The organism is Streptococcus mitis (assembly GCF_009496205.1).
Classification (GTDB): Bacteria; Bacillota; Bacilli; order Lactobacillales; family Streptococcaceae; genus Streptococcus; species Streptococcus mitis_BN.
This window is the reverse complement of record NZ_WIJO01000003.1, coordinates 20,320-32,830: the sequence shown is the minus strand read 5'-3', so window position 1 is coordinate 32,830 and position 12,511 is coordinate 20,320. Positions and strand designations below refer to the sequence as shown.

The window sequence follows — 12,511 nt, the reverse complement described above, 5'->3', positions numbered from 1 at the left end:
AAATAAATGAAAAAAGAACAAATTCCAAATCTCTTAACAATAGGTCGAATTCTCTTTATACCTATTTTTATCTTTATTTTAACAGTAGGAAATTCGATAGAGAGTCATATGGTAGCAACTATTATCTTTGCTATTGCCAGTATTACAGACTATTTAGATGGATATTTAGCTCGTAAATGGAATGTGGTTAGTAATTTTGGTAAATTTGCAGATCCTATGGCGGATAAGCTACTAGTTATGTCGGCTTTTATTATGCTGATTGAGTTAGGAATGGCTCCAGCTTGGATTGTTGCAGTGATTATCTGTCGTGAGTTGGCTGTGACAGGTTTAAGACTTTTATTAGTTGAAACTGGTGGAACAGTTTTAGCAGCAGCAATGCCTGGAAAAATTAAAACTTTTAGTCAGATGTTTGCCATTATTTTCTTGCTATTACATTGGACTTTGCTTGGTCAAGTTCTACTTTATGTAGCCTTGTTTTTCACTATCTACTCTGGCTATGATTATTTCAAGGGTAGTGCCTATGTATTTAAAGGGACATTTGGTTCGAAATGAAATCAGTAATTGATGTAAAAAATCTTTCTTTTCGCTATAAGGAAAGTCAGGAATATTACGATGTGAAGGATATTACGTTTCACGTGAAACGTGGAGAATGGCTTTCGATTGTAGGGCATAATGGTAGTGGTAAATCAACGACGGTTCGCTTAATTGATGGCTTACTGGAAGCAGAATCCGGAGAGATTGTAATTGATGGCCAACGGCTGACTGAGGAAAATGTTTGGAATATACGTCGTCAAATCGGTATGGTTTTTCAAAATCCAGACAATCAATTTGTTGGAGCGACTGTTGAAGATGATGTTGCCTTTGGTTTGGAAAATCAGGGACTTTCTCGTCAAGAAATGAAAAAGAGAGTGGAAGAAGCTCTGGATTTGGTTGGCATGTTGGACTTTAAAAAGAGAGAGCCAGCGCGTCTATCAGGTGGCCAAAAGCAACGTGTGGCTATTGCAGGTGTTGTAGCCCTAAGACCAGCTATTTTAATCTTAGATGAAGCAACGAGTATGTTGGATCCTGAGGGACGTAGAGAACTGATTGAGACAGTAAAAGGAATTCGGAAAGACTATGATATGACGGTCATTTCCATTACACATGATTTGGAAGAAGTTGCCATGAGTGATCGTGTGTTGATCATGAAAAAAGGGTCAATTGAATCAACTAGTAGTCCAAGGGAGCTTTTCTCTCGAAATGATTTGGATCAAATTGGATTAGACGATCCTTTTGCTAATCAATTAAAACATTCTTTGAGCCAGAATGGCTATGATTTGCCTGAAAATTATTTGACAGAAAGTGAGCTAGAAGATAAGCTATGGGAATTGCTCTAGAAAATGTGAGTTTTACGTATCAAGAAGGGACTCCCTTAGCGTCAACAGCTTTGTCAGATGTTTCTTTGACGATTGAAGATGGTTCTTATACGGCCTTAATTGGCCACACAGGTAGTGGTAAATCAACTATTTTACAACTATTAGATGGTTTATTGGTGCCAAGCCAAGGGAGTGTGCGGGTTTTTGATACCTTAATCACCTCGACTTCTAAAAATAAAGATATTCGTCAAATTAGAAAACAGGTTGGCTTGGTATTTCAGTTTGCTGAAAATCAGATTTTTGAAGAAACGGTTTTGAAGGATGTTGCTTTTGGACCGCAAAATTTTGGAGTTTCTGAAGAAGATGCGGAGCAGATTGCGCGTGAGAAACTGGCTCTGGTTGGAATTGATGAATCACTTTTTGATCGTAGTCCGTTTGAGCTATCAGGTGGACAAATGAGACGTGTCGCCATTGCAGGCATACTTGCCATGGAACCAGCTATATTAGTCTTAGATGAACCCACAGCAGGCCTAGATCCCCTGGGAAGAAAAGAGCTGATGAATTTGTTCAAAAAACTCCACCAGTCAGGGATGACCATTGTCTTGGTAACGCATTTGATGGATGATGTTGCTGAATATGCGAACCAGGTATATGTGATGGAAAAGGGACGTTTAGTTAAGTTTGGTAAACCTAGTGATGTCTTTCAAGATGTTGTTTTTATGGAAGAAGTTCAGTTGGGAGTACCTAAAATTACAGCTTTTTGTAAACGATTGGCTGATAGAGGCGTGTCATTTAAACGATTACCGATTAAGATAGAGGAGTTCAAGGAGTCGCTAAATGGATAGTATGATTTTGGGGCGTTATATCCCAGGGGATTCGATAGTTCACCGATTGGATCCACGCAGCAAATTACTGGCTATGATGCTACTGATTTTGATCGTTTTTTGGGCTAATAATCCCTTGACGAATCTGATTCTTTTTATAGCGACAGGGATCTTTATTGCCTTGTCAGGAGTATCTCTTTCATTTTTTATTCAGGGCTTGAAGTCTATGTTTTTCTTGATTGCCTTCACAACTATTTTTCAACTGTTTTTCATTTCTAATGGGAATGTTTTATTTGAGTTTTCGTTTGTGAGAATCACGGATTATGCTTTGCAACAAGCTGGAATTATCTTTTGTCGCTTTGTATTGATTATTTTCTTTTCTACTTTGTTAACCTTAACGACCATGCCCTTAAGTTTGGCATCAGCTGTCGAAGCTCTATTAGCACCTTTAAAGAGTATGAAAGTTCCAGTTCATGAAATTGGATTGATGCTGTCTATGAGTTTGCGTTTTGTCCCAACCTTGATGGATGATACGACGCGGATTATGAATGCACAGAAAGCGCGTGGAGTGGATTTTGGAGAAGGAAGTATTGTTCAAAAGGTGAAGGCTATGATTCCCATTTTGATTCCTCTTTTTGCGACAAGTTTAAAACGTGCGGATTCCTTGGCTATCGCAATGGAAGCGCGTGGTTATCAGGGTGGAAAAGGCAGAAGTCAATATCGACAATTGAAATGGACTCGAAAGGATACGCTGACCATTCTTGTTATTATCATACTTGGTTGTTGCTTATTTTTCTTAAAATCTTAGTAGCTTTCAGGAATTGATAAAAAGTTACTGTAACAGTTTTTGATATAAAGGTAGGGATATGAACCGTTTTAAAAAATCAAAATATGTCATTATTGTTTTTGTCACTGTTCTGCTTGTGTCAGCTCTCTTAGCGACGACTTATTCAAGTACAATTGTGACAAGATTAGGAGATGGAATCTCAGTGGTTGATAGGGTTGTGCAAAAACCTTTTCAGTGGTTTGATTCTGTCAAATCAGATTTGGCTCATTTGACACGCACTTATAATGAAAATGAAAGTTTGAAGAAACAGATTTACCAATTAGAAGTTAAATCAAATGAGGCGGAAAGTTTAAAGATGGAAAATGAACAACTGCGCCAATTGCTTGATATGAAGTCCAAATTGCAAGCTACAAAGACTTTGGCAGCAGATGTTATTATGCGATCTCCGGTATCTTGGAAGCAGGAGTTGACCTTAGATGCAGGCAAATCAAAAGGGGCTTCTGAGAATATGTTAGCAATTGCAAATGGTGGCTTGATTGGGAGTGTCTCAAAAGTAGAGGAGAACTCTACCATGGTCAACCTTCTGACAAATACGGAAAATGCTGATAAGATTTCTGTTAAAATTCAACATGGTTCTACTACAATTTATGGAATTATTGTTGGCTATGACAAGGAAAATGAAGTTCTAAAAATTAGTCAATTAAATAGTAGTAGCGATATTAGTGCAGGAGATAAGGTGACCACTGGTGGATTAGGAAACTTTAACGTTGCTGATATTCCTGTTGGTGAAGTGGTTGCCACAACGCATAGTACGGACTACTTGACACGAGAAGTAACTGTTAAATTAAGTGCAGATACTCATAATGTGAGTGTGATAGAATTAGTGGGGAATTCATAATGAGACAGTTGAAGCGAGTTGGAGTATTTTTATTGCTTCCTTTCTTTGTTCTAATTGATGCCCATATTAGCCAGCTTTTGGGCTCATTTTTTCCCCATGTACAGTTAGCCAGTCATTTTCTATTTTTGTTTCTCTTATTTGAGACGATTGAAGTATCAGAGTATTTCTATTTAGCTTATTGTTTTGTAGTGGGTTTGGTTTATGACATTTACTTTTTCCACTTGATAGGGATTGCGACTTTGTTGTTCGTCTTGTTGGGAGTATTTCTCCATAAATTTAATAGTGTTATTTTATTGAATCGTTGGACGAGAATGTTGGCAATTATTGTCATGACTTTTCTATTTGAGATGGGAGCTTATATACTTGCATTAGTGGTAGGTTTAACTGTGGATAGTATGTCTTTATTTATAGTCTATAGTTTAGTACCATCAATGATTTTGAACCTTATATGGATGATTATCTTTCAGTTTATTTTTGAAAAATTTTACCTATAAGAAAGAAATAAAAATGTAACAAAGGCGTAATATTCATTAGGCCTTTTTTTGGTATACTAGTAGTGTCTTTAAAAGAAGGAGTATCTACGAAATATGAAGAAAAAAATCTTAGCGTCACTTTTACTAAGTACAGTAATGGTTTCTCAAGTAGCTGTTTTAACAACTGCGCATGCAGAAACGACTGATGACAAAATTGCTGCTCAAGATAATAAAATTAGTAACTTAACAGCACAACAACAAGAAGCCCAAAAACAAGTTGATCAAATTCAGGAGCAAGTATCTGCTATTCAAACAGAGCAATCAAACTTGCAATCTGAAAATGATAGACTACAAGCAGAATCTAAAAAGCTTGAGGGTGAAATTACAGAACTTTCTAAGAATATTGTATCTCGCAATGATTCATTGCAAAAACAAGCTCGTAGTGCTCAAACAAATGGAGCTGCAACAAATTACATCAATACAATTGTAAACTCAAAATCAATTACAGAAGCTATTTCACGTGTTGCTGCAATGAGTGAGATCGTATCTGCAAACAACAAGATGTTGGAACAACAAAAAGCAGATAAAAAAGCTATTTCTGAAAAACAAGTAGCAAATAATGATGCTATCAATACAGTTATTGCAAATCAGCAAAAACTAGCTGATGATGCTCAAACATTAACTACAAAACAAGCAGAGTTGAAAGCTGCCGAATTGAATCTTGCTGCTGAAAAGGCTACTGCAGAGGATGAAAAAGCAAGTTTACTTGAGAAAAAAGCTGCAGCGGAAGCGGAAGCTAAAGCAGCTGCAGAAGCAGAAGCTGCTTATAAAGCTAAACAAGCAAGTCAACAACAAACAGTCGTTGCTTCTGGAAATACAACTTTTACAGCAGAAGTTCAAGCAGTATCTAGCTCATCTGAATCATCTTCAAGTTACGCACCTGCATCAGTAAAACATCGTCCAACATACAGTACAAATGCTTCAAGTTATCCAACTGGTGAGTGTACATGGGGAGCTAAAACCTTGGCCCCTTGGGCTGGAGACTACTGGGGTAATGGAGCACAGTGGGCTACAAGTGCAGCTGCAGCAGGATTCCGTACAGGATCTACACCTCAAGTTGGCGCGATTGCATGTTGGAATGACGGTGGATATGGACACGTAGCAGTAGTTACAGCTGTTTCATCATCAACAAGTATCCAAGTATCTGAATCAAACTATGGTGGAAATCGTACAATCGGAAATAAACGTGGATGGTTCAATCCTACTACAACTTCAGAAGGTTTTGTAACATATATCTATCCAAACTAATGAATGAAACGAAGAGGCTCTATTCGAGTCTCTTTTATGATTTATATAGTTAACTTACTTTAAAAATCTACTAAAATAGCTTGAAAATATTGAAAAAGTATGGTAAAATGAAATTTGTCGTGTGAACGATAATACTCATTCTTGATGAATTGTGAAACAGTTGCCCTTGGGTCGTTTTGCGAGTTGAAGTCAAGAAGAGGAAAAAACAAAAAGGAGAAATACTCATGGCAGTAATTTCAATGAAACAACTTCTTGAGGCTGGTGTACACTTTGGTCACCAAACTCGTCGCTGGAACCCTAAGATGGCTAAATACATCTTCACTGAACGTAACGGAATCCACGTTATCGACTTGCAACAAACTGTAAAATACGCTGACCAAGCTTACGATTTCATGCGTGATGCAGCAGCTAACGATGCAGTTGTATTGTTCGTTGGTACTAAGAAACAAGCAGCTGATGCAGTTGCTGAAGAAGCAGTACGTTCAGGTCAATACTTCATCAACCACCGTTGGTTGGGTGGAACTCTTACAAACTGGGGAACAATCCAAAAACGTATCGCTCGTTTGAAAGAAATCAAACGTATGGAAGAAGATGGAACTTTCGAAGTTCTTCCTAAGAAAGAAGTTGCACTTCTTAACAAACAACGTGCACGTCTTGAAAAATTCTTGGGTGGTATCGAAGACATGCCTCGTATCCCAGATGTTATGTACGTAGTTGACCCACATAAAGAGCAAATCGCTGTTAAAGAAGCTAAGAAATTGGGAATCCCAGTTGTAGCGATGGTTGACACAAACACTGATCCAGATGATATCGATGTAATCATCCCAGCTAACGATGATGCTATCCGCGCTGTTAAATTGATCACAGCTAAATTGGCTGACGCTATCATCGAAGGACGTCAAGGTGAAGATGCAACAGCAGTTGAAGCAGAATTTGCAGCTTCTGAAGCTCAAGCAGATTCAATCGAAGAAATCGTTGAAGTTGTAGAAGGCGACAACGCTTAATTCATATAAATAGTAATTACCTAGGAGGGCGGGGCTTAGCCCGGCTCTCCTATTTTTAAAAAATATAGGAGAATCAAAATGGCAGAAATTACAGCTAAACTTGTAAAAGAGTTGCGTGAAAAATCTGGTGCCGGTGTTATGGACGCTAAAAAAGCGCTTGTAGAAACAGACGGTGACATCGAAAAAGCGATTGAATTGCTTCGTGAAAAAGGTATGGCTAAGGCAGCTAAGAAAGCTGACCGTGTTGCTGCAGAAGGTTTGACTGGTGTTTACGTTAACGGTAATGTTGCAGCAGTTATTGAAGTAAACGCTGAAACTGACTTCGTTGCGAAAAATGCTCAATTCGTTGAATTGGTAAATACTACAGCTAAAGTCATTGCAGAAGGAAAACCTGCTAACAACGAAGAAGCTCTTGCTTTGACAATGCCTTCAGGTGAAACTCTTGAAGCTGCATACGTATCTGCAACAGCAACTATCGGAGAAAAAATCTCATTCCGTCGCTTTGCATTGATTGAAAAAACAGACGCACAACACTTTGGAGCATACCAACATAACGGTGGACGTATCGGTGTTATTTCAGTTGTTGAAGGTGGAGACGAAGCTCTTGCTAAACAATTGTCAATGCATATCGCAGCGATGAAACCAACAGTTCTTTCTTATAAAGAATTGGATGAGCAATTCGTTAAAGATGAGTTGGCACAATTGAACCACGTTATCGACCAAGACAACGAAAGCCGTGCAATGGTTAACAAACCAGCTCTTCCACACTTGAAATATGGATCAAAAGCACAATTGACTGATGATGTTATTGCCCAAGCTGAAGCTGACATCAAAGCTGAATTGGCTGCAGAAGGCAAACCAGAAAAAATCTGGAACAAAATCATCCCAGGTAAAATGGATCGCTTCATGCTTGATAACACTAAAGTTGACCAAGCTTACACACTTCTTGCACAAGTATACATCATGGATGACAGCAAGACAGTTGAAGCATACCTTGAATCAGTTAACGCTTCAGTAGTTGAGTTCGCTCGCTTTGAAGTTGGTGAAGGTATCGAAAAAGCTGCAAACGACTTCGAAGCTGAAGTTGCAGCTACAATGGCAGCAGCCTTGAATAACTAATAATAAAAAGGAAGCCAAATTGCTTCCTTTTTTCTATGCAGTCGATCTTTATAGGGAGATGTTCCTACTTTTAAGGTATAAATAAAAAGCCCTATAATAAGGGCTAAGTGTATTTAGGAGACTACACTTCAAATTCATAGAGTGCTGTAGACAAATAACGTTCACCGTTATCTGGTGCTAGAGCAAGAACCTTCTTACCTGTACCTAATTTCTTAGCAACTTCAATGGCTCCATAGATAGCTGCAGCTGAAGAAATACCAACAAGGAAGCCTTCTTTTCCACCAATTTCACGTCCAAGTGCGAGAGCATCGTCTGATGTTACACGAACGATACCATCATAGGCTTTAGTATCAAGTGTATCAGGAATAAATCCAGCTGAGATACCTTGAATTTTGTGTGGTCCAGGTTTTTCACCAGATAGAATAGCAGATTCGTCTGCTTCTACTGCAAAAACTTGAATGTTAGAATTTGCTGATTTGAGTGCATGAGAAACACCAGAAATTGTTCCACCGGTACCAACTCCAGCAACAAAGGCATCTAATCCATCTTTTCCGAAAGCAGCTAGTATCTCAGCTCCTGTTGTTCTTTCGTGTACTTCTGGATTAGCTGGATTGTCAAACTGAAGAGGAAGGAAACCATCACGTTCAGCAGCGATTTCTTGGGCTTTTGCGATAGCACCTTTCATTCCTTCGCTACCAGGAGTGAGGACGAGTTCAGCACCATAGGCTTGGATAATCTTACGTCGTTCTACGCTCATAGTTTCAGGCATAACGATAACAACTTTATACCCTTTAGCAGCCCCTACCCATGACAGTCCAATACCAGTGTTTCCACTTGTTGCTTCAACAATGGTAGCACCCGGTTTTAGAATACCGTCTTGTTCAGCTTTTTCAATCATGCTAAGAGCAATACGGTCTTTTACAGAAGAACCAGGGTTAAATGCTTCAAGTTTTACATAGACATCTGCAGCACCTTCTGGCACAATATTGTTGAGTTTAACAATCGGAGTTTGACCGATTAATTCAGTAATGTTGTTATAAATAGACATATGAATACCTCTTTGTATAAGATATCTCTAGTATAACGCTATCTATACCATTTGTAAAATATAGAAATCCTATCGAAGTGATAGGATTTTTTTATATCACAGGTTTAAGCCATTAATTTTCAACCGATTGTGATAAGCTAATTCTAATAAATAGGTGTAAAGTGGAACGATATCCGTTTTCTTTTTGAATTGCTTCATTTTCTAGTAGGTCTTGTCAAACATCTTTTTATTTTGTTAATTGAAGTAGCGGTGAGAATGTCAGTGAAACACGGCATTATCCATTGTTTACACTAAGTTTACAGGAACTTCAACTTCACGTAAACCTTGATCAGTTAAAGTAACTTTTCCATTAAAAAACTCCACCAGTGCAGCTTTAATATCTTCTTTTTCTTCTTTATCAACATAAATCATCGTATCGACTTGATCTGTAAAATTTGTATCTAGCTCAATGAGGTTATGTTCTTTAAGGAAGTTACTGTACTCTTGGTACTGAGCGTAAGACATTTGAATAGCAATGCCAGCTTGTTCTTTTATTTCAATGATGCCAATTTCTTTGACAGCTAATGCCACACTGCCTGCGTAAGCACGAATCAGTCCTCCGGCGCCTAGTTTAATACCACCAAAGTAGCGTGTCACGATTACACAGACATTGGTGAGATTGTGATTTTCTAGTACCCCAAGCATGGGAACGCCAGCAGTACCACTAGGCTCACCATCATCACTTGTACGTTTAATTTCACTACGCTCTCCAATAATAAAAGCAGAGCAGTTATGCGTAGCTTTGTAGTGTTCTTTTTTGATGGCAGTAATGAAGTCACGAGCCTCTTCTTCGCTATAAACACGCTTGGCATGACAGATAAAGCGGGATTTTTTGATTTCTTCTTGGACTTGACCATCCTCTTTAATTGTTCTAAATTCCATGATTTAATTGTACTAAAAAATCATCTAAAGTGCTAGGTTTTTACGAATAAAGAAGTATGAAAGTAAATCCAAATTATCTCGGTCGTTTGTTTACTGAGAATGAATTAACTAAAGAGGAACGTCAGTTGGCGGAGAAACTTCCAGCAATGAGAAAGGAGAAGGGGAAACTTGTCTGTCAACGTTGTAATAGTACTATTCTAGAAGAATGGTATTTGCCCATCGGTGCTTACTATTGTCGAGAGTGCTTGCTGATGAAGCGAGTCAGGAGTGACCAAGCTTTATACTATTTTCCGCAGGAGGATTTTCCGAAGCAAGATGTTCTTAAATGGCGTGGTCAATTAACTCCTTTTCAAGAGAAGGTGTCAGAGGGACTGATTCAAGCAGTAGACAAGCAAGAGCCAACTTTAGTTCATGCGGTGACAGGGGCTGGAAAGACAGAAATGATTTATCAAGTTGTGGCTAAGGTGATTAATAGGGGTGGTGCAGTTTGTTTGGCCAGTCCTCGCATAGATGTTTGTTTGGAGCTGTACAAGCGCCTGCAAGATGATTTTGCTTGCGAGATAGCTCTTCTACATGGAGAATCAGAACCGTACTTCCGAACCCCATTAGTTGTTGCGACGACTCATCAGTTATTGAAATTTTATCAAGCTTTTGATTTGCTGATAGTGGATGAAGTAGATGCCTTTCCATATGTTGACAATCCAACGCTTTACCATGCTGTCAAGAATAGTGTAAAGGAAAATGGGCTGAGAATCTTTTTAACAGCGACTTCGACAGATGAGTTAGATAGGAAAGTCTGTTTAGGAGAATTAAAAAGATTGAGCTTACCTAGACGATTCCATGGGAATCCATTGATTATTCCTAAGCCAGTTTGGTTATCGGATTTTAATTGCTATTTGGATAAAAATCGTTTGTCACCAAAGTTAAAGACTTATATTGAGAAACAGAGAAAGACAGCTTATCCGTTACTCATTTTTGCATCAGAAATTAAGAAAGGAGAGCAACTAAAAGAAATCTTACAGGAGCAATTTCCAAATGAGAAAATTGGTTTTGTATCTTCCGTAACAGAAGATCGATTAGAGCAAGTACAAGCTTTTCGAGATGGAGAATTGACAATACTTATCAGTACGACAATATTGGAACGTGGAGTTACCTTCCCTTGCGTGGATGTTTTCGTAGTGGAAGCCAACCATCGTCTGTTTACCAAGTCTAGTTTGATTCAGATTGGTGGACGAGTTGGACGAAGCATGGATAGACCGACAGGAGATTTGCTTTTCTTTCATGACGGGTTAAATGCTTCAATTAAGAAGGCAATTAAGGAAATTCAGCAGATGAACAAGGAGGCGGGGCTATGAAGTGCTTATTGTGTGGGCAGACTATGAAGGCTGTTTTAACTTTTAGTAGTCTCTTACTTCTGAGGAATGATGTTTCCTGTCTTTGTTTAGATTGTGATTCTACTTTTGAGAAAATTGGAGAAGAGCACTGTCCAAACTGTATGAAAACAGGTTTGTCAACAAAGTGTCAAGATTGTCAATTTTGGTGTAAAGAAGGAATTGAGGTCAGTCATAGAGGGATTTTTACTTACAATCAAGCTATGAAGGATTTTTTCAGTCGGTATAAGTTTGATGGAGACTTCCTTTTAAGAAAAGTGTTCGCTTCATTTTTAAGTGAGGAGTTAAAAAAGTACAAAGAGTATCAATTTGTCGTAATTCCCCTAAGTCCTGAAAGATTACTTGAGAGGGGATTTAATCAGGTTGAAGGTTTAGTTGAAGCAGCAGGGTTCTCTTTTCAAGACTTACTAGAGAAGAGAGAAGAGCGGGCCAGTTCTTCTAAAAATCGTTCAGAACGTCTGGCGACAGAACTTCCTTTCTTTATTAAAAGGGGAGTAACTATTCCTAAAAAAATCCTACTTATAGATGACATTTACACTACTGGAACAACTATAAATCGTGTGAAGAAACTGTTGGAAGAGGCTGGTGCTGAGGATGTAAAAACATTTTCCCTTGTAAGATGAGGAAAAAATTTGCAAAACTAAAATGAAAGCGTTATAATGAAATCAGAAAAACAAAAATGTTTAGAAAGAAGGTACTCATATGATTAAATATAGTATCCGTGGTGAAAACCTAGAAGTAACAGAAGCAATTCGTGATTATGTAGTTTCTAAACTCGAAAAGATCGAAAAGTATTTTCAAGCTGAACAAGAGTTGGATGCTCGAGTTAACTTGAAGGTGTATCGTGAAAAAACGGCTAAAGTGGAAGTGACTATTCCGCTTGGCTCAATTACTCTTCGTGCAGAAGATGTGTCTCAAGATATGTATGGTTCAATTGACCTTGTAACTGATAAAATTGAACGTCAGATTCGTAAGAATAAAACAAAAATCGAGCGTAAAAATAAAAATAAGGTAGCAACTAGTCAATTATTTACAGATGCTTTGGTGGAAGATCCAAATGTTGTCCAGTCTAGAGTTGTTCGTTCAAAACAAATTGATTTAAAACCAATGGATTTGGAAGAAGCTATTCTACAGATGGATTTGTTGGGACATGATTTCTTTATCTATGTGGATGTTGAAGATCAAACAACTAATGTGATTTATCGTCGTGAAGATGGCGAAATTGGTCTGTTAGAGGTTAAAGAGTCTTAATTTCAATATGTGTAAAGGAAGGTTTACTGAATTGTAAACCTTCCTTTTTCTTGCAATGGATAGAATTGCTGATTACACTTTTAAAAAGTCGCTTTTTGGTGGTTATTATGGTATAATGGGTGCCAAGAGGTT

14 protein-coding genes and 1 pseudogene are annotated in these 12,511 nt (G+C 38.1%); 12 read left to right on the top strand and 3 right to left on the bottom strand.

The window, feature by feature from the left end:
• Positions 1 to 6: 6 nt before the first annotated feature.
• From pgsA to tsf, 9 genes are all read left to right on the top strand, one after another.
• Positions 7 to 552 (top strand): CDP-diacylglycerol--glycerol-3-phosphate 3-phosphatidyltransferase, encoded by a 546-nt coding sequence (gene pgsA, locus GEZ85_RS00960; RefSeq protein ID WP_153208967.1) that lies wholly within the window; start codon positions 7 to 9, stop codon positions 550 to 552.
• Positions 549 to 1,376, top strand: a complete 828-nt coding sequence (locus tag GEZ85_RS00955; RefSeq protein WP_000843636.1) for an energy-coupling factor ABC transporter ATP-binding protein — start codon at positions 549 to 551, stop codon at positions 1,374 to 1,376. The genes pgsA and GEZ85_RS00955 overlap by 4 nt, the downstream gene beginning before the upstream one ends.
• The gene (locus GEZ85_RS00950; RefSeq protein ID WP_000510419.1) at positions 1,361 to 2,200 is read left to right on the top strand and encodes an energy-coupling factor transporter ATPase; all 840 of its coding nucleotides are present in this window, start codon (positions 1,361 to 1,363) and stop codon (positions 2,198 to 2,200) included. The genes GEZ85_RS00955 and GEZ85_RS00950 overlap by 16 nt, the downstream gene beginning before the upstream one ends.
• Positions 2,193 to 2,987, top strand: coding sequence for an energy-coupling factor transporter transmembrane component T family protein (locus GEZ85_RS00945; RefSeq protein ID WP_000377896.1), 795 nt, complete (start codon positions 2,193 to 2,195; stop codon positions 2,985 to 2,987). The genes GEZ85_RS00950 and GEZ85_RS00945 overlap by 8 nt, the downstream gene beginning before the upstream one ends.
• A gap of 58 nt (positions 2,988 to 3,045) precedes the next feature.
• Complete coding sequence (gene mreC, locus GEZ85_RS00940) at positions 3,046 to 3,864, top strand: rod shape-determining protein MreC (RefSeq protein WP_153208965.1); 819 nt, start codon at positions 3,046 to 3,048, stop codon at positions 3,862 to 3,864.
• The gene (mreD, locus tag GEZ85_RS00935) at positions 3,864 to 4,358 is read left to right on the top strand and encodes a rod shape-determining protein MreD (RefSeq protein ID WP_084926266.1); all 495 of its coding nucleotides are present in this window, start codon (positions 3,864 to 3,866) and stop codon (positions 4,356 to 4,358) included. The genes mreC and mreD overlap by 1 nt, the downstream gene beginning before the upstream one ends.
• A 93-nt stretch (positions 4,359 to 4,451) precedes the next feature.
• A complete protein-coding gene (gene pcsB, locus GEZ85_RS00930) occupies positions 4,452 to 5,645 on the top strand; it encodes a peptidoglycan hydrolase PcsB (RefSeq protein WP_084930567.1) in 1,194 nt (397 codons plus the stop codon).
• Between the two features lie 224 nt (positions 5,646 to 5,869).
• Positions 5,870 to 6,649, top strand: a complete 780-nt coding sequence (gene rpsB, locus GEZ85_RS00925) for a 30S ribosomal protein S2 (RefSeq protein ID WP_025168745.1) — start codon at positions 5,870 to 5,872, stop codon at positions 6,647 to 6,649.
• 78 nt (positions 6,650 to 6,727) lie between these two features.
• Positions 6,728 to 7,768 (top strand): translation elongation factor Ts, encoded by a 1,041-nt coding sequence (gene tsf / locus GEZ85_RS00920; protein ID WP_153208963.1) that lies wholly within the window; start codon positions 6,728 to 6,730, stop codon positions 7,766 to 7,768.
• A gap of 121 nt (positions 7,769 to 7,889) precedes the next feature.
• On the opposite strand, the gene cysK is transcribed toward tsf, so the two are convergent.
• From cysK to GEZ85_RS00910, 3 genes and pseudogenes are all read right to left on the bottom strand, one after another.
• Positions 7,890 to 8,816 carry a cysteine synthase A gene (gene cysK, locus GEZ85_RS00915; RefSeq protein ID WP_084930569.1) on the bottom strand — a complete coding sequence of 309 codons (927 nt, stop codon included), beginning with the start codon at positions 8,814 to 8,816 and terminating at the stop codon, positions 7,890 to 7,892.
• A 96-nt stretch (positions 8,817 to 8,912) separates the two neighbouring features.
• Positions 8,913 to 9,008, bottom strand: a pseudogene (locus tag GEZ85_RS10265) (PH domain-containing protein); the annotation flags it as partial.
• A gap of 93 nt (positions 9,009 to 9,101) precedes the next feature.
• Positions 9,102 to 9,737: a YigZ family protein gene (locus GEZ85_RS00910; RefSeq protein WP_153208961.1), complete on the bottom strand. Its 636-nt coding sequence runs from the start codon at positions 9,735 to 9,737 to the stop codon at positions 9,102 to 9,104.
• 56 nt (positions 9,738 to 9,793) lie between these two features.
• Here GEZ85_RS00910 and GEZ85_RS00905 point away from each other — a divergent pair, with 56 nt between their 5' ends.
• The 3 genes from GEZ85_RS00905 (at position 9,794) to hpf (ending at position 12,379) form a co-directional block, all read left to right on the top strand.
• Positions 9,794 to 11,092, top strand: a complete 1,299-nt coding sequence (locus tag GEZ85_RS00905) for an ATP-dependent helicase ComFA (RefSeq protein WP_153208959.1) — start codon at positions 9,794 to 9,796, stop codon at positions 11,090 to 11,092.
• The gene (locus GEZ85_RS00900) at positions 11,089 to 11,751 is read left to right on the top strand and encodes a ComF family protein (protein WP_153208957.1); all 663 of its coding nucleotides are present in this window, start codon (positions 11,089 to 11,091) and stop codon (positions 11,749 to 11,751) included. The genes GEZ85_RS00905 and GEZ85_RS00900 overlap by 4 nt, the downstream gene beginning before the upstream one ends.
• Positions 11,752 to 11,830: 79 nt before the next feature.
• A complete protein-coding gene (hpf, locus tag GEZ85_RS00895) occupies positions 11,831 to 12,379 on the top strand; it encodes a ribosome hibernation-promoting factor, HPF/YfiA family (protein ID WP_000599100.1) in 549 nt (182 codons plus the stop codon).
• The last annotated feature ends 132 nt before the right edge of the window (positions 12,380 to 12,511 follow it).